The organism is Labilithrix sp. (assembly GCA_019637155.1).
Taxonomy (GTDB): Bacteria; Myxococcota_A; Polyangia; order Polyangiales; family Polyangiaceae; genus Labilithrix.
This window is the reverse complement of the sequence record JAHBWE010000036.1, coordinates 1-23453: the sequence shown is the minus strand read 5'-3', so window position 1 is coordinate 23453 and position 23453 is coordinate 1. Positions and strand designations below refer to the sequence as shown.

18 protein-coding genes are annotated in these 23453 nt (G+C 68.3%); 7 read left to right on the top strand and 11 right to left on the bottom strand.

The features are described 5' to 3' along the window. Nucleotides 1-76: 76 nt before the first annotated feature. Nucleotides 77-997 carry an FHA domain-containing protein gene (locus KF837_44140; GenBank protein MBX3234364.1) on the bottom strand — a complete coding sequence of 307 codons (921 nt, stop codon included), beginning with the start codon at nucleotides 995-997 and terminating at the stop codon, nucleotides 77-79. Nucleotides 998-1185: 188 nt separating this feature from the next. On the opposite strand from KF837_44140, the gene KF837_44135 reads away from it, so the two are divergent. Continuing rightward, complete coding sequence (locus KF837_44135; protein MBX3234363.1) at nucleotides 1186-2469, top strand: serine/threonine protein kinase; 1284 nt, start codon at nucleotides 1186-1188, stop codon at nucleotides 2467-2469. Between the two features lie 16 nt (nucleotides 2470-2485). Then, entirely contained in the window at nucleotides 2486-4606 is a 2121-nt protein-coding gene (locus tag KF837_44130; GenBank protein MBX3234362.1) for an NAD(P)-binding protein, read from the top strand. On the opposite strand, the gene KF837_44125 is transcribed toward KF837_44130, so the two are convergent. The 8 genes from KF837_44125 to KF837_44090 form a co-directional block, all read right to left on the bottom strand. Continuing rightward, nucleotides 4575-5645: a saccharopine dehydrogenase NADP-binding domain-containing protein gene (locus tag KF837_44125; GenBank protein MBX3234361.1), complete on the bottom strand. Its 1071-nt coding sequence runs from the start codon at nucleotides 5643-5645 to the stop codon at nucleotides 4575-4577. The two genes, KF837_44130 and KF837_44125, sit on opposite strands and share 32 nt — an antisense overlap. After that, a complete protein-coding gene (locus KF837_44120; GenBank protein MBX3234360.1) occupies nucleotides 5642-6727 on the bottom strand; it encodes a saccharopine dehydrogenase NADP-binding domain-containing protein in 1086 nt (361 codons plus the stop codon). The genes KF837_44125 and KF837_44120 overlap by 4 nt, the downstream gene beginning before the upstream one ends. Next, a complete protein-coding gene (locus KF837_44115; GenBank protein MBX3234359.1) occupies nucleotides 6724-8859 on the bottom strand; it encodes an acetoacetate decarboxylase family protein in 2136 nt (711 codons plus the stop codon). Before KF837_44115 ends, KF837_44120 begins: the two co-directional genes overlap by 4 nt. Further along, a complete protein-coding gene (locus tag KF837_44110) occupies nucleotides 8856-9899 on the bottom strand; it encodes a polyprenyl synthetase family protein (GenBank protein ID MBX3234358.1) in 1044 nt (347 codons plus the stop codon). The genes KF837_44115 and KF837_44110 overlap by 4 nt, the downstream gene beginning before the upstream one ends. Before the next feature lie 727 nt (nucleotides 9900-10626). Then, a complete protein-coding gene (locus tag KF837_44105; protein ID MBX3234357.1) occupies nucleotides 10627-11490 on the bottom strand; it encodes a hypothetical protein in 864 nt (287 codons plus the stop codon). 161 nt (nucleotides 11491-11651) lie between these two features. Then, entirely contained in the window at nucleotides 11652-12410 is a 759-nt protein-coding gene (locus KF837_44100; protein MBX3234356.1) for a hypothetical protein, read from the bottom strand. 16 nt (nucleotides 12411-12426) lie between these two features. Further along, the gene (locus tag KF837_44095) at nucleotides 12427-13512 is read right to left on the bottom strand and encodes a hypothetical protein (protein MBX3234355.1); all 1086 of its coding nucleotides are present in this window, start codon (nucleotides 13510-13512) and stop codon (nucleotides 12427-12429) included. A 144-nt stretch (nucleotides 13513-13656) separates the two neighbouring features. Then, nucleotides 13657-15264, bottom strand: a complete 1608-nt coding sequence (locus KF837_44090) for a serine/threonine protein kinase (GenBank protein ID MBX3234354.1) — start codon at nucleotides 15262-15264, stop codon at nucleotides 13657-13659. A 69-nt stretch (nucleotides 15265-15333) separates the two neighbouring features. On the opposite strand from KF837_44090, the gene KF837_44085 reads away from it, so the two are divergent. After that, nucleotides 15334-16287, top strand: a complete 954-nt coding sequence (locus KF837_44085; protein ID MBX3234353.1) for a hypothetical protein — start codon at nucleotides 15334-15336, stop codon at nucleotides 16285-16287. After that, nucleotides 16284-16871, top strand: a complete 588-nt coding sequence (locus KF837_44080) for a hypothetical protein (GenBank protein ID MBX3234352.1) — start codon at nucleotides 16284-16286, stop codon at nucleotides 16869-16871. Before KF837_44085 ends, KF837_44080 begins: the two co-directional genes overlap by 4 nt. Before the next feature lie 9 nt (nucleotides 16872-16880). Here the strand turns inward: KF837_44080 and KF837_44075 are convergent, their stop codons facing one another. Further along, on the bottom strand, nucleotides 16881-17639 hold the full coding sequence (locus tag KF837_44075; protein MBX3234351.1) for a cysteine hydrolase: 759 nt from the start codon (nucleotides 17637-17639) through the stop codon (nucleotides 16881-16883). A gap of 84 nt (nucleotides 17640-17723) precedes the next feature. On the opposite strand from KF837_44075, the gene KF837_44070 reads away from it, so the two are divergent. Both KF837_44070 and KF837_44065 read left to right on the top strand, forming a co-directional pair. After that, a complete protein-coding gene (locus tag KF837_44070; protein ID MBX3234350.1) occupies nucleotides 17724-19361 on the top strand; it encodes a 1-acyl-sn-glycerol-3-phosphate acyltransferase in 1638 nt (545 codons plus the stop codon). A gap of 112 nt (nucleotides 19362-19473) precedes the next feature. Further along, nucleotides 19474-22104, top strand: a complete 2631-nt coding sequence (locus tag KF837_44065) for a S1 RNA-binding domain-containing protein (protein ID MBX3234349.1) — start codon at nucleotides 19474-19476, stop codon at nucleotides 22102-22104. A gap of 107 nt (nucleotides 22105-22211) precedes the next feature. Here the strand turns inward: KF837_44065 and KF837_44060 are convergent, their stop codons facing one another. Next, nucleotides 22212-22451, bottom strand: a complete 240-nt coding sequence (locus KF837_44060; GenBank protein MBX3234348.1) for a hypothetical protein — start codon at nucleotides 22449-22451, stop codon at nucleotides 22212-22214. Between the two features lie 270 nt (nucleotides 22452-22721). Between KF837_44060 and KF837_44055 the strand changes: the two genes are divergently transcribed. After that, a complete protein-coding gene (locus KF837_44055) occupies nucleotides 22722-23420 on the top strand; it encodes a DUF1275 domain-containing protein (GenBank protein ID MBX3234347.1) in 699 nt (232 codons plus the stop codon). Nucleotides 23421-23453: the final 33 nt, after the last annotated feature.

The window sequence follows — 23453 nt, the reverse complement described above, 5'->3', positions numbered from 1 at the left end:
GGGGTGACGAGGCTCACGACCCCGGTGGCCAATCCTGGGCGGAGGCGCGTGCGCGCGCCATTTCACGCAATAACATCTACCGGCGGACGACCGCGCATCGCGTGGCCGGGACCCCGATCCGAATCTGGCTGGGGCGGCGTTCGACGACGTTGGCTCCACCAATCAGGCCGGTTGCTTTCACGGCCTCGCGGATCCGATGTACGTCGACGTTGAGTATGGTCCGATCGACGCCGAGATCTCGGCACGCAAGGTCGGTGGGCAGCCAACCTCCCTCGTCTTCGGTTGCTCGGATTCGTTGCTCGGCGAGATAGGCGAGGAGATAGAGCGGTCGAGAAGGCTTCACCGTTTTCTCCTGTGCGCCCGAGCGGATCGTGAGCTCCGCCTCGTCCTCCCCTCGCAGGACGGCAATCTCGAAGCGCGCCGTATCGAGAGCAAAGGGGGATGCCGGGTTCTCGGGCTCGGCGGTGGTCACGAGCACGCGAGGCACGGATGCACGGTAGGCGATCCCTGCCAGCTCAATCGAACCGCCATCGAGGATGCGCCGACGGTTTCCGGCTTCGTCCTCGACGAACCAGCCGTCTCCCAATTGGAGGATGGTCACCTCCGGTGAAGACTCGGAGGGAAGAGCACGGAGCCCGACCTCGTGTTCGACGTGAATCACCGGGTGCTCCTCGACCTCCGGCGTGAGGACGAGCCCGGGAGGTGCATCGTCTGCGAGCACCCACACCTCGTCGACTTCGACGAAGGTGAGCTCATCACCCTTCGCGAGGGGCTGAGCGAACCCCCTAACGAGCGCGCCGTTCACGAGCGTCCCATGGGTGCTCGTGTCCTTCAGGACCCATCCCGACGTCGTCCAGGTGAGCGTCGCGTGTCGCCCGGAGACGCTCGAACGGGCGATGACGACGTCGTTGTCGACCTCGCGACCGATGCTCTGACGGTCGCGGAGATAGCGCGTCGGCTCGTCGGCTCCAGCCCCTTTCCTTCGAAGCAACCCCATGACGTCTCGAGCTCGGTGCGATAGCCTGCAAGGCGCATCCACCGAAGATGAGCACGATATCACAGGCTTCCGCAGCGGATGCTCGGCAGACGGGCACTCCGGATTCGCCCGCTGGCGCAGGGCTGCGTGAGGAGCCGCCGATGTGGGTGGATCGGTACCGCGTGCTGGGGTGGCTCGGAAGCGGAGGGATGGGGGAAGTGCTCGCCGGTCATGACGAGAGGCTCGACCGACCGGTTGCGATCAAGCGTCTGCGACGCGATCTCGTGGTCACGGAGGAACGACGTCGACGCCTCGAGATGGAGGCTCAGCTCAACGCGAAGCTCTCGCACGCGAACGTGGTTCAAGTGTACGACTTCGTGAGCTGCGGAGGCCTCGAGCACATCGTGACCGAGTTCATCGACGGTCATGCCCTCTCCGAGCTTGCCCGCTCGGAGAGGCTCTCGATCGAGCGTGGCGTCGAGCTCCTGGCAGCTGTCGCGCGTGGGCTCGATGCCGCGCATCGTAACGGCATCATTCATCGTGATCTGAAGCTCGAGAACGTCCTCGTTACCCGCGATGGGACTGCGAAGATCGCGGACTTCGGGATCGCGGCACTGTGTTCGCCCGCTCTTGGCGGGGAGGGAGGGCTTGCACGTTTGGGGACGCTCGCGACGATGTCACCGGAGCAGCGCGCAGGGGACGTAGAGGACGCGCGGTCGGATCTATTTGCGTTTGGGTTGATGGCGTACGAGCTGTTCGCCGGCACTTCCCCCGCGATGCTGGCCGTGGGCGGAGGTCACCGCCCGTTGATGGAGCTCCTGCCATCGGTTCCGCCGGACCTCTCGAAGCTCGTCGATCGTCTGCTGGAGACGAAGCGCGAGCTTCGGCCGGCGACTGCCGAGGAAGTGGCGATGGAGCTCGACGCCGTATCCGGACGAAGACGGCGAAGCGTAGCCGCACCGCGCGCGCGAGCCGAGGTGTATCAGGTCGCCACGCTCTTCCTCCGTATCGTGATCCCGGCCGAAGAGATCGAACAGGTTGCGGTGCGGATGGCGGACTGGCAGCGTAGTGTCCGCGAGGTCGCTGCGCGCTACGGAGCTTACCCACTTGCGCCAGCCGGCCTCGAAGCGCTCGTCTGCGTAGGCTATCCAAAGGTTCATGAGAACAACTGCGCCGCGGCCGCTCGCCTGCTCACGGACCTCGTCGCGAGCAGTGGTCCGGGCGCGCGACTGGCGGCCGGGATCGACGTGGGCAAAGTAGCAATCATGAACCTATCCGGCGGGCCAATCGTCAGCGGCGCGCCGGTCGACGGAGCTACGGCCGTGGGAAGGAGCGCACACGAAGGCGTCACACTCGTGACCGTCGCGGCGCACCCATTCATCGCTCGGTCGCACCGTCTCACTCCGGCGCCCGGAGCGGTCGTGGATGGCCAGCGCGCTGCCGTACTGTATCGTCTCGACGGGCCAGTCGAGGGAGATACCGTCGATGAATGAGCCTCGAAAGTTGCGAGTGGCGATCGTCGGCGGCGGCTGTGCCGCCATGGCCGCGGCGTACGATCTGACGCGTCCGGAACAGCGGGGACGCTTCGACGTGACGGTCTACCAGCAAGGGTGGCGGCTTGGAGGAAAGGGCGCATCCGGTCGTGGTCCGCGCGCGCGGATCGAAGAGCACGGTCTTCATATCTGGATGGGCTTCTACGAAAATGCCTTCCGCTTGATCCAAGGCGCGTACGCGGAGCTTGGACGCGATCCGGCGAAGTGTCCCATCGCGGATTGGCGCGATGCTTTCTTTCCGTCGTCGCACGTGGGGCTCGCCACACAAGACGCCCAGTCCGATTGGAGTGTTTGGTCGACGCTCGTCCCGCCGTTGCCAGGTGAGCCGGGAAAGCCGCTTGCGGACGACCTCGAAAATCCGTTCACGCTTCAGGGGTACTTGGTGCGGTGGACGCGGATCATGCGAGCCCTATTCGAGATCGCCTACCATGGACGCGCTGCGGTTCCCGACGAGCCGGAGGTAGGGTGGTCGCTCTCGGACCTCCTTCCTCAAGCAGAGGCTCTTGCGAAGATGACCTTCGGGGCGGTGGAGACCGTGGCGGGCCTCGTCGAGAATCAGCTCCGGACGTTCGCGCGGCTCGTCGCGCTCGCGCCGGTGACGGGCGCGCCGGCAATCGTCGCGCAGCTCGGCGCCGCCGTGTTGCGTGGTCTCGATCTGTTGCGGCCCTCGTCGCGCTCCGAGCCGCAGCGACAGCGCGCGGGTGAGGTGTTGGAGCTCTCCGTTGCTGGGCTCCTCGGACTGATGCGTGACGGCGCGCTGGTCGACTCGCGTGGCTTCGACGTGCTTGACGAGTTCGAGTTCATCGACTGGTTGCGTCGCAACGGTTGCTCGGAAGAGGCGGCAAGCTCCCCCTTTCTCCTCGGGCTCTACAGCTTGATGTTCGGTTACTTGGATGGCGATCGAACGCGCCCGTCCTTCGCTGCTGGTCAGGCCATCCGCGCGATTCTTCGAATGTTCTTCACTTATCGCGGAGCCTTCTTCTGGAAGATGCAGGCGGGGATGGGCGACGTCATCTTCGGGCCGCTCTATGAGGTGTTGAGGCGGCGCGGAGTGCGCTTCGAGTTCTTCCATCGGCTTGCCGACGTGAAGCTCGGCACCGTCGCTCAGGATGACGCTCCAGGGCATGTCGCTGCGCTCGAAATGTTGGTGCAGGCCGAGGTCATAGGCCACGAGTATCAACCTCTCATCGAGGTGCACGGTCTCCCATCGTGGCCGGCGACGCCCGACTGGTCACAATTGGTGAATGGACAGCAGCTCGCTCGTGATGGTCGCCGGTTCGAATCACACTGGGACGAACGACACGTGCGACGAAGGACGTTGCGTGTCGGCCACGACTTCGACTTCGTCGTGCTGGCTGTGGGCGGGGCGGCGGTCCCGCATGTCTGCTCCGAGCTCGTCGAGCGCGATCCGCGGTGGCGAAAGATGGCCGACACGATGGCAAGCGTCGCGACCCAAGCGCTCCAGATCTGGACGCGAGCGTCAATGAAGGACCTCGGCTGGAAACGCGGCCCTATCACGATGACCGCCTTCGAGTTTCCCTTCGATACGTGGTCGGATATGGCTCACCTGCTTCCAGCGGAGGACTGGTCACCATCCGACTCCGTATGCGGACTAGCCTATTTCTGCAACGTCCTTCCCGAGAGTGATGTTCGTCGGGCGGGCCCCCCCGACGCGGGCTATCAGGCGCGCATCGACGGCATCGTGCGCGAGAACGCGCGGCACTGGCTCACGAATGCGCTCCCGCGTCTCTGGCCCGGCTGGTGTGAGGACGACCGCATACGGTGGGAGGAGCTCGTGAATTGGCAGGACGCGGGTAAGGACCCGCTCGCCGCGCAGTTCTTGGTTGGCAACGTGAATCCGTCGGACCGCTACGTCATGACGCTTCCTGGTTCGACGAAGTATCGAATCTCGCCGCTCGACCGCTCGTACGACAACCTGACCGTCGCTGGTGATTGGACCAGCTGCAGCTTCAACGTCGGCTGTGTCGAGGCCGCCGTCATGTCTGGCAAGCTCGCTGCCCACGCGCTGAGCGGATATCCAGCGCTCAGCGATATCGTGGGCTTCGATCATCCCTAAAGACGCGGATCACGCCATTGCGGCTCAATGAACGGAGTGCCGTTCGCGCGGGGACGAGCACATCGACCGATAGTACGCCGGCGCAGTCCGCATCGAGGCATTGCAGGCACTGCTCCACCGACCGGGCGGCTGCTTCGTGACCGCTCGCCGCCGAGATTGCGACGCGAGGGCCTTGCGACTCGAGGACGATGGCGAACGCGGCTTCCTCGGCAGTCGGCAGGAGGCGTGCGAGCGCTCTCATGTCGGCGGTCGCTGCTGCCCGCCAGATCGCTGCGATCGCCGGTGCAGCGCCGCGCGAGAGGGACGGCTCATGGAAGGCGGTCCATACGCCGTTGAAAGCGGTGCCCGGATCGACCGAGAGCCACGAACGGACCTGCGCAGGGTACAACGCTTCTGGCAGCGCGACATCGTCGGGCCCACGCGTCTGAATCGCATGACCGAGGCCGAATGGCGGTGGGAACAGCACGCGGCGAGGCACGAGCCGGTACCCACCCTTCTCGGGCTCGAGAAGGTGCAGGACCTCCTTCGCGAAGGACTGGAGCGCGCCCGGGGTTGGTCGGAGGAAGCTTGCGCCTCCATGAGCGTAGGAGACGTCGAGATCGTGAAGGGGCGTCAAAGCATATTCGTTTGCGAGACGGCGCGCCCACGCACCGAGAGCGCCCGTCGCACCGGCGGCCGGAACGATCTTGACGTTCGCGCGCCGCGCCGGTCCGTGCATCGGAATAAGAGATCGGATCGCAGTGGGCTCGGTGCTGAGGTCGAGATAGTGCGCGCGGGCTTCGACACATGCTTCGGCGAGGGACCGGGCGGTCTCGACGAACGGGCCAGCGCAGTTGACGACGGCGGACACACCGGCGACGAGCCGGCCCGCGTCCGTCACCGGCGCCACGCGTGCATCGACGCCCAGCGCTTGCGACACTGCCGCGATGGCGACCGGATCGCGGCCGCCCGCCACGATGGGGAGTCCGCGGCGGAGCAGTGTCTCGGCGACGCGTCTACCGGTACGGCCGTTTGCGCCGTAGACGACGATGGGGTTCATCGCGCTTCGCTCCACCGCAGCAGCGAGAGGAGTCGCGCTCGGGCGAGCTCGCGGAGCGCCCGTCGGGGATCGCAGAGCTCCGAGGGCGTGATGGCACCGCGCGGAGCCGACGGAAGTTGGCGGAGGGCATACGCAACGATATCGGCAGTTGCTTGGTAGCCGTCGGCAAGGGTTACAGCGGCACGGTGGACGCGTCTGTTGCGCGTGACCTCCGCGAGCGCTGCGAACGTGACGCCTGTTGGAACGATGGCGCGGCTCTCGCCCAGGGTCTTGAAGAGCGTTGGATTCGCGCGGATCGCGGTTGCGAGCAGCGGCATCGCGCGGAGTTGCGACGTGAAGAACGTTGCCCAAACGTCGTTGGCGGGTGTTCCCGGGGCGACGGCGACGTAGTTGCGGACGATCGGTGTGGGGAGGTGTCGAGGTATCGTCACTTCGTCCGTCATCGGCACGAGGAGCGCTGTACCGACCCCGAAGGGGGGAGGAAACTCGAAGCGCCGAGCGATCGAGCGGGCCGGATCGTAGCGATCGTGCTGATTGAACAGGCCCTGGCTCGCGGCGGCGAGAATCGACCCCGGACTGGCGAACAGATACTCGCGAAGCGCGTGGGCGTAGGCGACGGCGACCTCGTCGATGGGCTCACGGCTTGGACCTGCGGCGATCGATGCCAGCCAATCGCCGAAAACTCCCTTCACCGCAAACCCTGGACAGAAGGTCAGGCCGCGACGATGGGCCTCGCCCATGTATCGCTCGTAGATACTGCGCACGAACTCGTACTCGCCGGAAACATCGAAGTAGTGACAACCCAACGCGAGAGACGCGTCGAGCATGGCTTCTCCGAGATCGCGATACGGGCCGGCGCAGTGGACGATAACGTCAGCGCCGAGGAGCATTCGTTCCAAGGCGGCGCGATCGCGGGGATCGGCCACGCGCACCTCTGGACGGCTTGGCAGCGTCGCACGCAGCGCCTGGAGCTTTTCTTCGTTGCGCCCGGCGAGGACGAGGCGAAAGCCGCCTCGTCGCTCGAGCGTCTTTGCGACGAGTGAGCCGGTCCAGCCGTTCGCGCCGTAGACGACGACGTTCACGCGCTTCGCGCGCGCCGCTGCGGCACGGTCTCGGAGATGATCTCGAAACGGTCGATGCGGACGCGGGTGACGGCCTCTCCAGCTGCAATGACGGGAATCGCGAACGTACCTCCCATTGACGGCAGGCGTGCGATCTTCGACCCGAGCGGTGAGCTTTCGTCGAGCGCGAGAAGGCCGGTCCGCGAAGCGAGCGGGTACGTGACGTTCTCGTAGAACCTCACGACGCGTTGGCGCCCGCTGGCATCGGGCCGAGTCGCGCGTCGCTCGAGCGGATCCTCCAAGAAGGACGTGACCATCACGCGATCGAGGAGGCTGCGATTCGGTGAGCTCGGGCTCGGGATGTGGCCGACAGAGATCGAAGGCAGAATTTGGCTGACGAGAGGCCATATCTCCTCCCGCAGATCGCGAACGGCATCGGGGCCGAGACACAGCCCGCCGAGGTCTTCGGAGTCCACGCTGAGAACGTCGAGCAACGACGACCAGACCACGGAGGCGCCGCTCGACGTGCGGTCGACCGCCATCGTGGAGAGCGCAAGCTCCGTCGTGAGCGCTCGTGTCGACGCAAACCATCCGGCGTCGCCCGGAACGAAGCGCGCGTGATTCGTCGGTTCACCGAGCATGGCGCGCATCGACTGGACCGTGAACGGATTGTTGCAGAACTCCTGGATCATGAAATTCGCGTTGAACGTACCGGTCCCCGTGTTGGCGACGACGGGGATGGCGATCGACAGATACGTCCCGTCGTTCCAGACGAGCTCGCCCCTATGACGCCACGGGCCGAGGCGAGACCGTGTGAACAGGAGTCGTAGACCAGTGACCTCGCGATTCCGCCCCGCGACGGCGATCTTCAACGGGGTCTCGGCCGGCAGCATTTTCGCGAGCAATCGCTCCACGCTCTTTCGCCGCGCTGCGAGCATGAGGTATCTCAGGTCGAGGACCGGAACGTCGGCCTGAGGCTGCAGGAACGAAGCGCCGCTTGGGCCAAAGTGCGTGTTGAAGCGTCCGGCCACCGGCGGGCTCAAGAGCTTGCCCGCGTCGTCGTGCCAGCTGCCGCCGCGGCCTTGGTCGTGATGCCAGCAGAGCCGCTCCGCAGTCGTCAGGTCGGTGTCCGCCTGAGCGTAGAACGGGACGAGTGCGTCGATCGCCTCGTACGACTCGCTCGTACCGCCGGCCGATTCGGAGGTGCGCTGACTGACGCGAAGCCCGAGCACCTTCGCGATCGGACGAAGCTCGGTCCGCCGGAGGCGAAGTTGGAAGTGCGAGAGGAACGGTCCATTGCCGAGGAGCCCGAGAGACTGAAGGTCGGCGACCTGCATTCGAAATGCGATCAAATCCGAATAGCGAGCGCGCCGGACGTCCTCTGGGTCGGCGAACTGACGAAGGCTGAAGAGGCTGATGGCTTGCGTCGTCTGGACCAAGGAGAAGTAGGTCTGGATTCGGCGCAAGATCCCATCGATCGTCTCGGCTCCGAATGTCCGTTCAGCGAGGAGCTTTACGTTTTCGGCGAACTTTGACCACTCGAGGAGCCCGAAGCGGGTGGTCGGCCGCGGGAGATCGTCATCTCGAGTCCCGGGGGTGCAGGGCGTGCTCGTCGAGTAGACGACGTCGAGGAGCGGTCCGAGACGATGTCCGTTTGTGCTCGGTTCCCAGCCTCCGATTCGAAGATAGCGCTGTGTACCGACGTCCCAGGGCAGGTCACGGAAATCCGTCGTGAACTCGGCAAGCTCCTTCGGCATGCCGAAACGCTCGCGCGCGGCTGCGACAGACTCGGGATTGTCGACGAAGATGTACGGAGTCGTGGCGCCAAGCTCGACGAACTCCTCGCGACCGTCTACTTTACGATACCGCTCGAGGGGGACCAGAAAGTATAGCTCGTTCTGGCTGAGCGAACCCGTTTGCCATGTAAGCCGACCTCCCATGTCGGGATAATGAAGAATGCCGCAGAATACCATCGGCAACGCCGGGCGGAAGATTGCGACCGAAGGCGGGATGAAGTCGTTGAATTGCCTGTCGCAGAGCTCTTGAAGTCGTGAGAGCGTCGCCATGACCGGGAAGATCTGGATACGCATTCGCGTTGCCGCCGCGATGGGGGGCCGTCCGATCAGACCGAGGCCTATGCGTGCAGTGCTCACGTCTGCTCGATGATCCAGGTGCTCAGGCCACGCAGGAACTCCTTGTCCCGTGAGGCCGGAAGGTGCTCGAACCCGGCGTCGAAGTCGTGGAGCGCTGCGCCGACGAGTCCCTGCGCATACCGCCGTGCGTACTCGACGCAATCGTATTTCTCGATGAGGCCGAGCATCCGCTCTAGATCCCGAGCGGATTTGCCGGCCCGCGGCGTGCCGAGGAATCGATGCGCGAACGTCTTCTCGTCGGGGGTCGCGCAAGACATCAAGCGGCAGGTGAGGAGTGTCCTCTTTCCTTCGAGCAGGTCTCCGGCATGCTCCTTCCCATACTGCGCGTGGTCACCGGCGATGTTGAGGACGTCGTCCTGGATTTGAAAGGCGGCGCCGAGGAGGAAGCCGTAGCGCAACGCGGCGTCGGAACCGTCAGGCGCGCCGGTCGCGATCATGACTCCGGCGCGTATCGGAAAGACCGTCGAGTAGGAGCAGGTCTTTCGCAGGACCATGTTCAGATAGTCGGCCTCCGTGACCTCGAGCAGATTGTCGAGCCGCCATCCAAGCTCGAGCGATTGGCCTTCGGCGCATTGCTGCGCGACCTCGATTGCGCGCTGGAATAGGCGCAGGGAAAGGAACGGGCCGCACGAGTCGACGTTCTGGAGCAGCGGAACGAGGCTCAATGTGGTCATCGTCGACCCCACGTTGAGCGCGACGGGGACGCCGTGCAGGCGGTGTAGGGTCGGCTTCTTTCGCCGTTCGTCGCTTTCGTCTTGGATGTCGTCGATGACGAGTAGCGCGTTGTGAAGTAGCTCGATGAACGTCGCCGTGTTGAGCGTGCGTTCCAGTGGAGCCCCGTGCGCTCGTGCCGTCGCCATGCAGATCGCAGGGCGCATCGCGCGCCCGCCGCGCTGCGGATAATCGCGGATCAAGTCGTATAGGTAGCGTCGAGGCTCTCGATCCGGCAGAAAGCTCATGAGTGCCTTCTGCGCGATCGACCCGTATTCCTCCATCACCTCCTTCACGAGGGTCGGAGTTTTGAGAGCGTAGCCGGCCATGATGCTGCTGGTTAGCGGAACGGGCCGATAAGACCGAGAGGTGCGAAGCCGGGCCGGTCATCGTCCACCACATTCAGGCCTAAGGGCGCGAGGGGCGGAGGTAGCGTGCGTACAGCGGGCGGCTCGTCACGATCTGGTCTGTCGTCGTCATCGATCGGGTCCTCGACCCAACGTCCGTGCGGCGTGGTCGGCGGTGACGCGTTTGGCTCGCGCTGCGCGCCGGTGACTGGCCAGCGAGGTCGGGGCCAATTGGCGGGAGGCACCGCAGGCTTCGGGGGCGGGTTCGCGGTTGGGGCAGGGGCAGGGGCAGGGGAGCCAACCGACGGCATGCCACGCATTTGTTCGAGGAGCCACATCGCAGCCGATACGAGGTCTGTCGTTGGAATCGAGACGGGTGCGGCGGGGAACGTACCCGCGGGGGCTGCGCTGTTCGGCACCGGCGGCGGCGCGCTGTACCAGGCGCTTTGTCCTGCAGCGTATTCCTTACCCTCTTTGAGGTAGTGGTCGAAGACCTGATAGGCCTGGGAAACCGCCGCAGCGATCGGCGATGTCGCGGCGGCCGGTGTCGTCGTCGCGGGCTCCGTACGCACGAGCGTGTCCGCTGAGCGGATGGGCCCGAGCCGTTCTGGGATGGGCCTTACCGCGCGCTCGGGAGCGCTCGCTCGAGTGTTCGCCTCGGCGCGCGTGGACGCGCGCGCGCGCCGTACGTTGGGCGGACGCAGTCCCATCAGGGGTCCACCACCGCGATCGCGGAGCTGTTCTTGATCCGGAGCAGGAAAGCCTCCTCGAGCCGCAGCTTCAGATCGCCATTGTCGGTACCCACGAAGGAGATACGCGGGCGTTGAGCCCAGACGAGATCGAGCACGCCTGGATCGGGCGTGAAGACGGCAAGCTTCTCATCCCGTCCGCAGGCGGGGTCGTCCGGCGGCACCGACGCGAGGGCGGCATCCTTGCTGCCGAGCACGTCGCGGGCGCGATCGAGGCCAAGGCGTCGGTTGGGATCCTGAACGAGTGTCATATAGGCGTCGAAACCAACCGCCGCACTGAGCGTCTTGGTGTGGAGGCGACGGCGGACGGAACGAACCCCCTGCTTCATGCGATCCAGGACGTCGGCGCCGTTGCCGGTCAGTCCTTGTCCGCTGAGGAGACCCACGGTCCTAGGATCGTTCTCGATCTTGATGTCGTTCGGCGGGTTGGGGAGGGCAGGCGCACCGCCGGCAGGCGGAATCGAGCCGGGACCAGCGGCGGCAGGGCCGAAGGCGAGCAGGCGATCTTCCCAGAGCGCTAGCTCCCGTGCCACGTGTTCGATGAGCGCGCGGATGTTCGCGGTGTCATGTAGTTGTTCCGCCGTGATGACGAACGGAACTCGCACGCGCGTCACCTTTCGCGTGTCGGGGACGTTGAAGTGGAACCCGCGGGCGCCGGGCGCGACCACGGGAAGCTCCACGAGGTAGGCGTTGGGGGCGCTCGGACCCTCGGGGATGATCTTGCGAAGCTGGGCGTGTTCCTCCACCGTCGCTGTGGCGAGCTCGTTGAAGGAGCTCCAATCCTCCGGGCTCCAGCCCGCGTCGTCGACCTGGTCGGGACTCATTTCGCGTCATCACCTCTTCTCGGCGTGGGCCGGTGTGTGGGCAGTCGAGCCTACCGACCGCTTGCGGTTTTGACATAAGGGAAATCACGTAGACCCTCCCTCTCGACGGGTTCGCGTAACATCTTGCTCGCGGCATGGCCGGAAGCGCAGCGACGGCAACGCTACTTCGGCCTCGGCGCTACGAACACCTCGTCGACGCGGTGCCACGGGAATGTGCGCGTGCGGCCGTTCTCTTCGATGGTAACCCATTCGCCTGGCGATTGGTCGGTCACGCGGCCGGTTATCCGTGTCTTGTCGCGGAGCACGATCATGTCGGTGGGGTCGGGAGGGGCGCTCGGGGGTGGCGGCGCCGGGGCGGGGGCCGCGGCGACCTGCATCGCCGGGGCGGCTGCGGGTGGGGGTGGCGCCGGGGCGGCGGGGTGGTCCGTCGTGAGGTCCGCGATTTCCGGCTTGTCGGCGAGTCTGTAGACCAGGTTCTGCGCGATGAGCGGGAGGATCTCCGTCACGGTCGCCGAGCCGCTCTCCGCTGGGCGCAGCTCCCACGTCGTCTGGGCGAAGTAGGCGCTGTCGCGCTGGACGTCGAGCTTCGACTTCAAGCGGACGACGTTCGAGCCGAGCGTCGCGACCTCCACCGTCGACACGGTGACCAGCGCGACGATGTCCGAGTCGAGCGGGCTCGTCCCGACGCGAAAACCGACCTCGCGGAAACGATCCGTGACCTCGTTCGCGAGGGCTCGGTCCCAGCCCTTCGTTCGTAGCTCGCTGGCGCTCGCGCCGCCGAGGGCGACCTCCGGCGCGACGTAGACAACGGGCGAGTGGGCGGTGATGGTGGCGGCGTTGGCGCTTCGCGCGACCGGGGCCGGCGCGTGGCCGCACGCGACGAGCGCGAGCAATGCAAATGTGACGAGGCTCCTCCGCATGATGTCCGCCTGATCGTCAGAAGAAGACTCCGAGCGAGGCGAGGATGAGCGTCCCCGCGTCGCCGGTGGGCAGCACCATTCCGGTCAAGTTGAACGCGGAGTAGTGCGCCGTGCCCGCGTTGTACGAAGGGAAGCTCAGGTTGATGATCGGCCCGTAGCTCGGGCTGAACTCGATGTCGCTCGAGGCCGCGATGCCCGTTGCTCCGACGAACCCGCCGAGCAGGAGACCGAAGCCGCCTTGCTTGAGTGAGCTCTTGTCCATCTTCCCGAAGTAGAGGATCTGCCAGCCGGCGGTCGCGCCGACCTGCAGGCCGCCGATGACCTCGCTCGATGCGCTCGTGTATTCCGTCGCCGGCTGCTCGCTGAAGATCATGAGGCCGGTCAGCGTCGGCTCGAATGCGAGGCCGCTCCATCCGCCGCCGTCCTCCCCCGGGAACTTCCCGCCGACGAGGAACTTGATCTTCATCGTCGCGGAGAGAAAGCCGACGGTGGCGGTGCCACCGACGAGGCCGCCGCCGCCGAGGTCCATCCCGAAGTTGACCGCTCCGTTCGGACGTTCGGTGACGCGCTCGACCGTCTCGCGCTTGAACGATGCACCGATGCCGCCGGTGCCGACACCGATGTTCGTCTCCTCGCGGCACTTCGGATCGTTCGGGCTCGTCTGGCAGTCGTTCACCGCGGCGTACTGGGCGCTTACTCCGCTCGCGTTCGCCGTCGCCGCCACCTCGCGATGGCACTTCGGATCCCCCTTCGCGTCGGTGCAGTCCGTCGTCTGCGCAAAGCGCGCTCCTGAGGCGTCGACCTGGCCTTCGGTCGTCGTCTTGATCTGACCGGCGCCGGTCGCTGCCGCCGGTGCCGTGCTCGGCGGCGCGCGCATGTCGATCTCGTCGATCTTCTCCCAGGTGAGCGTGCGCTCCATTCCATCGAGCGTGCGAATGACGACGAAGCGACCGGGGACGTTGCGCTGGACGACGCCCTCGATGCGGGTTCCGTCCCGCAGCGTGACCACGTCGGCGCGCTCTTGTGCCGTCGCATCGACCTCTGCGACGAGGAACGCAAGAACGACGAGCGGGATGATGACGGGCGGGCGTGCGAGACGCACAACGAGATTCCTCCTCGCCAAAGGCGCGCGCAGCGCCGGGGAGCTCGAGCCGTGACACCCCCGCGCCTCGAGCTCCCCTGCGTGCCGACCGTTGATATGGCAGCCGGCGGCGCCGCGCTATACGTGGAATCCCTGAGGTCAGTCTCAGCGCCGTCGGTTCAGCATGTCTTCTTCGGAGGGGCCTGCGGGTGTGGGAGCAGCGCTCGGCGTGGTGCTCGCGGCGGGTTTCTGAGAGGGGCGCGGGCGTGGTGTGCCGACGACGAGTGGCGCCGGTGCGGCGGCGGCTGCGGGAGCGGAGGAGATGGCGGGGGCCGGCTCGGCGGAGACGGCGGGCTCCGGCGCGGTGGGCGCGGCGACGGCGGCGGTCGTGGCCGTCGGCGGCGGCTCCGGCTCTGGCTCCGTGGTGGTGGTCGTCGTCGTCGCTCCGCCGGTCACTGGCTCGCTCGGCTTTCGCGTGGCGATGAAGCCCACCGCGGCGAGGACGAGGACGGCGGCGGCTCCGATCGCGATCGTGCGGCCGTGGCTCGGCGCGGCGGCCTTCGCGGTCGATACCGCGAGCGCGCTGACCTGGGGATCGGTCGGTGGCGTCGAGGTGCGCGGGTCCGTCGTCGCGAGCGGTGAAGAAGAGGGGGACGACGTCGGCGCGGCGAGAGGGAGCGTGCGCTCGTTCGGCTTCGGGGTGCCGGGGCTCAGCTTCGTCGATTGGTAGGCGCCGGGCGGCGTCTTCTGCGAGACCTTGCCGAGGATCTTCGTGATGCGGTTCGCGAACGGGCGCGCGTCGTCGGAGGCGAACGGCGCGATCGCCTGCGCGAGCTCGCCGACGTCCTGCCAGCGCTCCTCCGTCTTCTTCGCGAGGCACTTGAGGATGATGGCCTCGAGCTCCGCCGGCGCGTCGGGGACGGCGCTGCGGAGCAGGGCCGGCTCTTCGGACACGATCGCGGCGCAGAGCGCGGTGAACGTGTCCGCGTCGTAAGGCGGCGCGCCCGCCATCAGCTCGTGCATGACGATGCCCATCGCCCAGATGTCCGCGCGATGGTCCACCCCGCTCGCGTTGCGAAGCTGCTCGGGCGACATGTAGCGCGGCGAGCCGAGCATCATGCCCGGACGCGTGAGCGTGGACGACGGGTTCGGGCCCGCGTCGGTGACCTTCGAGATGCCGAAGTCGAGGACCTTGATGAGCGGCGAGCCGTCGGAGCGCTGCGTGACGAAGAGGTTCGACGGCTTGAGGTCACGATGGACGACGCCGGCCGAGTGCGCGACGGCGAGCGCGTCGAGGGCTTGCAGCACGAAGTCGACCGCGTCCGTGACCGAGAGGCGTTTGTGCTCGATGAGGTAGTCGCTGAGGTCGGCGCCGCTCAGGTGCTCCATCAGCAGGTAGGGCGTGCCGTTGTCGAGGACGCCGACGTCGAGCACGGGCGCGATGTGCTCGCTCTTGATGCGGACCGCGGCCTGTCCTTCGCGCACGAACCGATCGACGAGCTCCGGCGAGCGCATCGTCGCGGACAGGAACTTGATCGCGACGCGCTGCTTCAGCTGCTTGTGCATCGCCGCGCAGACGACGCCCATCCCGCCGACGCCCATGAGGCGCTCGATGACGTACTTGCCGCCGAGGATCTCCTCGCCGACCTTGGGGATGCCGGCGAGGTTCGGATCGGCGTCGGGATCCGGCGCCGTCTCCGGCGGCGGCGCGACGCTCGCTCGCTTCGACTCCACCCACTCTTTCAGGGCGGTATTCTTCCCCTCCGCGGCCATGCGAGCGTCCAGCGTAACGCTACCGTCTGCGGTTGTCAGGCCAAAGGCCCTGCCTCTAGGATGGCGCCGATGAAGGCGGGCTGGGCCGCGTTGGCCCTGGGATTGGCGCTCTCTGCGCCGAGCGTCGCGATGGCGCAGCAGACCGACCGTGTCCTCGCGGAGGCGCTCTTCCGCGAAGGGCGCGAGCTGATCGAGCAAGACAAGGTCTCGGAGGCGTGCGCCAAGTTCGCGGAGAGCTACCGCCTCGATCAGGCGCTCGGCACCCTCATCAACCTCGCGCTCTGCCACGAGAAGGAGGGCAAGACCGCGACGGCGTGGGCCGAGTTCAGCGACGCGGCGTCGGCCGCGGCGGCGGAGAAGGACGATCGCGAGTCGTTCGCGCGGCGCCACATGGCGAGCCTCGAGGCGGAGCTCCCGCGCCTCCGCATGGTCGTCGCCCCCGACACCGAGTCGCTCCCGTCCCTCGAGATCAAGCTGGACGGCCACGCGATCGGCAAGGCCGCGTGGTCGACGCTCCTCCCGATCGATCCCGGCGATCACGTGCTCGTCGCCGGCGCCGAGGGCAAGAACCCCTTCGAGGCGAAGGTCGTCATCGGGAAGGGCGCCGGCGTCACGAACGTGAACGTCCCGCCGCTCGAGGACGCGCCGAAGGCGATCGTCGTCCCGCCCCCGCCGCGGGAGGAGCCGCCGCCGTCGCGGAGCCCGCAGCGCACGATCGGCTACGCGGTGGGCGGCGTGGGGGTCGTCGGGCTCGTCGTCGGCGCCGCGTTCGGCGTCAGCGCGCTCTCGCTCAAGGGCGATCGCGATCAGCGCTGCACGGGCGGGTTCTGCGATCAGGAGGGGCTCGAAGCGGACCGGAGCGCGCGCACGAACGCGACGATCTCGACCGTGTCGTTCATCGCCGGCGGCGCGCTCCTCCTCGGCGGCGCGGCGCTCGTGCTTACCGCGAAAAAAACGGAAACAGCCAACAAGGTGTCTCTCGGCGTCGGTCCTCGTGGCGTCCTCCTCGGAGGCTCGTTTTGAAGCGAGCCCTGCTCGTCGTCGCGCTGCTCGGCTCCTTCGCCGGGTGCGCGGCCATCATCGACCTCGGCGACGAGCCGAAGCTGTTCCCCGCCGACGCGGGGAGCGCGGCGGAGACGAGCACGCCGGTCGTCGCCGACGCCGCGCCCGACGCCGACGCCGAGGCCGGACCGGTCGACCCCGCGTTCGTGTGCGGGCTTCCGGACTCGCCGAACACGACCTGCGCGACGTGCCAGCAGGGCAAGTGCTGCGAGGCCAACAAGGCGTGCGCGGCGGACCCCACCTGCATCGAGGGGCTCGAGTGCATCAAGGAGTGCCTCGTGAACGCGACGTGCATCGACGAGTGTCAGAAGGACCTCCCGCTCCTTCGCGCCGTGACGAACTGCACGCTGTCGGGCTGCCTCGGCGAGTGCACGCCGCCGAACGCGTGCGCGCGCCTCGGCTCGTGCGTGTTCGAGCTGCCGAAAGGCGCGATCGCCCGCACGCTCGCGCGCGAGGTGATCCTCAAGCTCGACGCCGACGCGTGCACCGCGGAGCGCCAACGTGTCGCCACCGAAGGCGACTCCGACGCCGGCGCCTGCTTCTGAGCCCTTCCTCTACGCCGCGATGCGCTCGAGCCTCGCGCGGCGGGCGGGGCCGAAGGGGGCCATCATGCGGAGCGTTCCGAGCGCGACCGTCTCCGCCTCGGCGCATGAGCCTGCTTGCGTGTCAGGCGGCACCTCGACCGCGAAGCCGCGTTGCAGCGCGTCGGTCGCGGTCGCGGTCAGGCCGATCTCCGTCAGGCATCCCGTCAAGACGAGGGTGTCGACGCGGAGCTCGTCGAGGAGGGGCTCGAGCGTGCTCTCGTAGAACGCGCTGTAGCTCGGCTTCCGCACGATCCGATCGCCCGCGCGCGGCGCGAGGTCGGGCCACACCTCGGCGCCCGCGCTGCCGCGGACGGCGTGTGTGCCCCACGCGTCGAGATCGGGATCGTCCGCCTCGTGCTCGTCGAGCACGTAGACGACGGGGACGCCGGCCGCGCGCGCGGCGTCGAGCCTCGCCTGGAGCGCGGGCACGACCGCGCGGGCGCGCGGCACCTCGAGGAGCGCGCCCGGCGTGAGGTGATCGGCGATCATGTCGACGACCAGGAGCGCGCGGCGCGGCGCGCGGGCCTTCAGCGTGGCGAGGAGCTTCGCGCGCAACGACGGGGCGGGGGCCTCCGCGTCGAGCGCGCGGCCGAGGTAGGAGAGGGACTCGCGTGCGTCGCGGAGCGCGGCGTGGAGGGCGGGGCCTTCCGGCGCGACCGCGAGGATGCCGTCCTCGACGCGTTCCGGTCGTGGCGTGAGCGCCGCGGCGAGGAGCTCGTCCAGTTTCATTCGTGCAAAGGGCCTTACGCACGAAGGGCGCCGGCGGATCGGACGTGCCTTTACGAACGGGCGAGCGCGGGGTCTCATGGCTGGGTGAGCGCACCCATCTTCGGCTTCAACGCCGCGCGGTCCTCGATCGTCGAGGAGGTCGTCGACCGGATCGCCAAACAGACACGCGATCCGCTCCTCGCGCTGAACGAGGCGGCCTACCTCGAGACGAAGCGCCTGCAGAACACCGGGCACCCGGACCTCGCGGAGTGGCGCACGCTCGCCGCGCAGCTCGGGCGGATGTCCGACGCGGAGCTGCGCGATCGGCTGAAGGGCTACGCCGAGCGCTACGCCTGGGACGTCGCCGGCAACTTCGACGGTCGCGTCTACAAGTTCGCGTCGAAGGTCACGGCCCCGCTCCTCGGCGCGCTCCTCTCGCCGCGCGAGACGATCAAGAACCTCCCCGGCTCGCTCGACCTCCGCGCGCTCGACAGCCGCATCGTCGTCCAGGGACCGCGCGAGCACATCCGCCGCCTCTCGGAGATCGGCACGATCGTGTTCGTGCCGACGCACCTCTCGAACCTCGACTCCGTCGTGTTCGGGTTCGCGATCGAGCGCGCGGGGTTCCCGCCGGCGGTGTACGGCGCGGGCAAGAACCTCTTCACGAACCCGGTCCTCAGCTACTTCATGCACAACCTCGGCGCCTACCGCGTCGACCGCCGCCTGCGGCACTCGCTCTACAAAGAGGTGCTGAAGACGTACTCGTGCGTGCTCATCGAGCGCGGGTATCACTCGCTCTTCTTCCCCGGCGGCACGCGCTCGCGCTCGGGCGGGGTGGAGCGGAAGCTGAAGCTCGGGCTCGCGGGGACCGCGATCGAGGCGTTCGCGCGCACCACGGTGCGGGGGAAGCGGCAGCCGGTGTTCTTCGTGCCGGCGACGATCAACTACCTGCTCACGCTCGAGGCGGAGACGCTCATCGACGACTTCCTCCAGGAGGAAGGGAAGGCGCGGTACATCATCGAGGACGACGAGTCGACGCGCATCGGCCGCGTCGCGTCCTTCTCGAACAAGCTGCTCGGGCTCGACGGCGCGTGCGTCATCCGTTACTCGCGGCCGCTCGACTGCTTCGGGAACTTCGTCGACGACGAGGGGCGGAGCCACGATGCGCGGGGGCGCGCGGTGGACGCCGCGAGCTACGTGGTGGGGCGCGACGGAAAGCCGGCGCTCGATCACGTGCGCGACGCCGAGTACACGCGCGAGCTCGGCGACAAGATCGTCGAAGCGTACAAGCGCGACACCGTCGTCCTCGCGACGCACGCGGTCGCGGCCTGCGCGTTCGAGCGACTTCGCCGCGCGGTGGGGAAGGCGGACCTGTTCGCGGTGCTCCGCCATCGCGACGACGTTACGGTCCCGCGCGCGGAGCTCGCGGAGGACGTCGACGTGCTGCTCGATCGCCTCCACGCGCTCGAGGCGCGCGGCGAGATCGTCGTGTCGCCGACGATGAAGGGGAAGCGCGGCGACGCGATCGTCGACGACGCTCTCCGCGCGTTCGCGGGCTACCACACGAACGAGGTCCTCGCGCCGAGAGGGGCGGAGCTCGTCCTCCGGGACACGCGCCTCCTCTTCTACTACCAGAACCGCCTTGCGGCACACGGCCTCGCCTACGACGCCATCGCACCGGCGGGGACGCGCCCGGCGCGGACGAGCGCGAGAAAAGCTGGCGTCGCGGCGGCGGTGACTTAACGTTCTGCCCCCCTGGCGCGGGTGCCTTTCCCTGCGCTAAGGTGCCCCTCCCCTTGGAAGGGGAGCTGTTTTTCCGCGCATTCTCCACGTCCGAGCCCGAGCGAGCTCCGTCATGACCGACCCGAACACCCCCGACACGAACGACGCCCCCGCCGCGGCTCCCGAGGCCGCTGCTGCTCCTGCTCCCGCTGCTCCGTCACCCGACGCTGCAGCGGCAGCGCCCGAGCCCGCACCTGCACCTGCACCCGCGCCCGCACCTTCGGCGCCGGATGCGTCCGGAGGCGATGACGAGGGCGGCGACGACGAGGGCGGCTCGACCGAGGTCGCGGCGGTCGAGGGCGGTGCGCCGGCGGAAGGGGGCGAGAAGAAGAAGCGCCGCCGCCGTCGTCGCAAGAAGAAGGGCGCAGGCGCGGAGGGCGCGACGGCCGAGGGTGCCACGACGGAGGGCGGCGAGGGCGCCGCGGCGGGCGCGGGCGCGGGCTCGTCGGCGGGCGAGGGTGGACAGGCGCAGCGTCCGCCGAAGCCGAAGCGCGAGCCGCGGCCGGACCGCGAGCGGCCGGCGTTCAACGTCGGTGACGTCGTGTTCGGCAAGGTCATCGAGGTCACCGAAGACGCGCTCTTCGCCGATCTCGCGGGCAAGGCGAAGGCGATCTTCGACCTCCGCGAGCTCCTCATCACCGACGAGGACATCGAGGAGTACGAGAAGGCGGCGAAGAAGGAGGCCGACGAGATCGCGGCCGCGCGCGCAGCCTCGGCCGGCGGCGCGAAGGCGGCAGACGACGACGCGGGGGAATCGTCGGAGCCGGGAGATACGCAAGAGGCGTCGGAAGCGTCGGAAGCGGGGGCGAGCACGGAGTCGGCTTCGGTTCCAGTCCCGGTCGAGGCTTCTGGCGCGAGCGCTTCGGCAGCAGGCTCGGCGGATGCTGCTCGCGCCGACGCGGGCGTTGCGCCGGCGACGCCGGCGGGCACATCCGGGGCGGGCGCTGCATCCGGCGCGGCCCCCGCGGCGGGTGCTGCTGGCGTCGCCGCGGCAGCTGTGGCGGGCGATGCATCCGGGGCGGGCGCCGCTCCTGGGGCGGGCGCATCCGGGGTGGACGCGGCATCTGGAGTGGGCGCATCCGGAGCGGACGCTGCTCCTGGGGCGGGCGCATCCGGGGTGGACGCGGCATCTGGGGCGGACGCATCCGGTGCGGACGCTGCTCCTGGGGCGGGCGCATCCGGTGCGAACGCTGCTTCTGGGGCGGACGCTGCTCGCGCCGCTGATGCTGCCCCTGTGGCGGCCGCTGCATCCGCGGCCACGGCGGAGGCCCCCGCGGCCCCCACGGTCGGCGCTGCTGCGGCAGGCGCGGCGTTCGGGGCGGACGCGGCATCTGGGGCAAGCGCGGACGTGGCATTCGGCGCGCCGGCTTCCTCCGAGGCCGCGGCCGGCGAGGCAGCTTCTGCCGAAGATGCGTCGTCCGGTGAGGGCGCGGAGGAGAAGCCGCCGCAGCTTCCGCGCGTGGTGCTGGAGCCGGGCGCGCCGTTCGTTGGGCTCGTGCACAACGACGGGGGGCGCGGCGGTCTCGTCGTGCTGACGCATCATCCGAAGCGGGTGCAGAAGGCGAAGCCGATCGTCGCGGAGGCGTCGAAGTCCGGCGCGATGGTGTTCGGGCTCGTCACCGGCACGATCAAGGGCGGCGTCGAGGTCGACGTCGACGGCTTGCGCGCGTTCGCGCCGGCCTCGCACGTGGAGCTCCGCCCGGGCGCGGACCTCTCCCATCTCGTCGGCAAGCGCCTCCCGTTCGCGGTCACGCAGTACGCGAAGCGCGGTCGTGACGTCGTCCTCTCGCGCCGCGCGCTGCTCGAGGCGGAGGCGAAGGACCGCCGTGACGAGGCGCTGAAGAACCTCGAGATGGGCTCCATCGTCGTCGGCGTCGTGCGCACGGTGGTGCCGTTCGGCGCGTTCGTCGACGTCGGCGGCATCGAGGGGCTCGTCCCGCTCAGCGAGATGAGCCACAACCGCGCCGATCAGCCGAAGGACGTCTTCAAGGTCAACGAGACGTGCAAGGTGAAGATCCTTCGCCTCGACGAGCGCGGGAAGCTCTGGCTCTCGCGCAAGGCGGCGGTCGAAGATCCGTGGAACGAGGTCGCGACGAAGTACGCGCCGGCCACGAAGCACAAAGGCAAGGTCGCGCGGCTTCAGCCGTTCGGCGCCTTCATCGAGCTCGAGCCGGGCATCGACGGTCTCATTCACACCGCCGATCTCTCGGTGAAGCGCATCGAGCATCCCGAGGAAGTGGTGAAGGTCGGCGACGAGATCGACGTCGTCGTCGCCTCGGTCGACGCGAGGCAGCACCGCATCGCGCTCCACCCCGCTCCCACCGGCGAAGCCGCGAACGAGACCCCGCAGAAGATCGCGGTCCACCGCACGGTCAAGGTCGTCGTCGTCTCGATCGAGACCGGCGGCCTCGCGGTCCGCATCCTCGGCGCGACGGGACGCCATGCGCGCGGCTTCATCAGCGCCGCCGCGACCGGCACCCCCCGCGGCACCGAGCTCCGCAAGCTCTTCCCGGTCGGCAAGGAGCTCGACGCGAAGATCATCGAGCAGGACCCGCGCCGCGGCGAGCTGAAGCTCTCGATCCGGGCGCTCAACGAAGAGACCGAGCGCAACGCCTACCAGCAGTACCGCGCGCAGGTGAAGCGCGAGGCCAAGTTCGGCACCTTCGCCGACCTCCTCGCAAAGCGCAACGAGCCCTCGAAGTAGGCGGGCTCGCAGCGTCCGCCGTCGCGAGCCCTGCGCGTGGCGTCCGGGCTCGCGCTACAGCGCGTCGCGCGCCACCGTAGGCGTCGCGGGCGTCGCGTGCTGGCGCGTCAGAGTGACTTGAGCTCGTCGATGAGTGAGGCGGCGGTGATGGCCTTCGGCTTGCGGAACTCGTGTTGCGGCACGTACGGCACGAAGCCGATCGCGAGCTCGCCGTCGTCGTCCGCGTCTTCGACGGCGGACATGAGCTCCTCGAGCGGGAGCAGGACCACCACCTGGCCGTCGGGGAGATCGCTCGGAGCGTCGAGCGTGAGGCGACCGTTCTTCACGACGGCGTGGAAGGGCTGCATGGTGAGGCACCGTGTAGTCGAGGTCCGCCGCCGGATCCAGTCGACGAGCGCGACCGCGGCCCCCGCTCGGTCCTCCGCTCCGCTCGCGCTGCAGGAAGCGTCGGCCTCTTCCGACGCGCGTCGTCGTGCCCCGACGCGGGATGCAGCGCAAGCATCGGAAATGCCGTGAGTTCGTGGCGGTGGCGGTTCGGCAAACAACTTGCTCCATGCCGTCTGGTCATGGGCTTGCACGAAGATCGTATTTTTCAGCCGCGTCTCCTCGCCGGTTGGGTGGCGTTTACCGCAGCCGCAGGCTTCGTGAACGCCGCCACGTTCATGGGGTCGAACCGCGTCGTTTCGCACGTCACCGGCAGCGTCACCTCCGTCGCGACGGAGCGCTCGCTCGCGCTTCACATCACCGCCATCGTCCTTGCCTTCATCGGCGGCGGCATGCTCGCGGTCTTCGCCGCAGAGAAGCTCAAGCAGAAGCCGCTCCTCGCCTACGCGCTGCCGGCGCTCGGCGCGTGCGGCGTCCTCCTCGCGGTCGCGCTCGCGGGGCACGCCGGCGCGTTCGGCGAGTTCGGGGAAGAGAACGACGTGACCGGGAGCGTCTTCCCGATGCTCGCGCTCCTCGCCCTCGCGATGGGAATGATCAACGCGGCCGTCGCGGCCTCCACCGCGAGCCGCATCCGCGTCACGCACATGACGGGACCCGCGACCGACCTCGCCGGTCACGTCGTCCGCAGCGCCCTCCGATCCGGCAAGGACGCGAGGAACGAGCTCCGCTGGGCCTGGCTCCGCTTCGGCAAGATCCTCTCGTTCGTGGCCGGCGGCGCCCTGGCCGCGAAGACCGCACACCGCTTCGAGTACGGCGTCTTCGTCATCGCCGCGACCATCCTCCTCGTCGCCATCGCCCTCACCGTCACACCAACCCCCGTCGAGCAACCCTCCCACGACGTACACACCCGCCGCCCCGCCCCCGCCCGCTGAGCACGCCCCGCGCCCCGCGCCCGCCCGCTGAGC

Bases quoted from the DNA above. Each gene is read 5' to 3' on its own strand.
- KF837_44140 (MBX3234364.1), bottom strand. From the start codon at position 997: ATGGGGTTGCTTCGAAGGAAAGGGGCTGGAGCCGACGAGCCGACGCGC.
- KF837_44135 (MBX3234363.1), top strand. From the start codon at position 1,186: ATGGGGGAAGTGCTCGCCGGTCATGACGAGAGGCTCGACCGACCGGTT.
- KF837_44125 (MBX3234361.1), bottom strand. From the start codon at position 5,645: ATGAACCCCATCGTCGTCTACGGCGCAAACGGCCGTACCGGTAGACGC.
- KF837_44110 (MBX3234358.1), bottom strand. From the start codon at position 9,899: ATGGCCGGCTACGCTCTCAAAACTCCGACCCTCGTGAAGGAGGTGATG.
- KF837_44105 (MBX3234357.1), bottom strand. From the start codon at position 11,490: ATGAGTCCCGACCAGGTCGACGACGCGGGCTGGAGCCCGGAGGATTGG.
- KF837_44100 (MBX3234356.1), bottom strand. From the start codon at position 12,410: ATGCGGAGGAGCCTCGTCACATTTGCATTGCTCGCGCTCGTCGCGTGC.
- KF837_44090 (MBX3234354.1), bottom strand. From the start codon at position 15,264: ATGGCCGCGGAGGGGAAGAATACCGCCCTGAAAGAGTGGGTGGAGTCG.
- KF837_44085 (MBX3234353.1), top strand. From the start codon at position 15,334: ATGAAGGCGGGCTGGGCCGCGTTGGCCCTGGGATTGGCGCTCTCTGCG.
- KF837_44075 (MBX3234351.1), bottom strand. From the start codon at position 17,639: ATGAAACTGGACGAGCTCCTCGCCGCGGCGCTCACGCCACGACCGGAA.
- KF837_44065 (MBX3234349.1), top strand. From the start codon at position 19,474: ATGACCGACCCGAACACCCCCGACACGAACGACGCCCCCGCCGCGGCT.
- KF837_44060 (MBX3234348.1), bottom strand. From the start codon at position 22,451: ATGCAGCCCTTCCACGCCGTCGTGAAGAACGGTCGCCTCACGCTCGAC.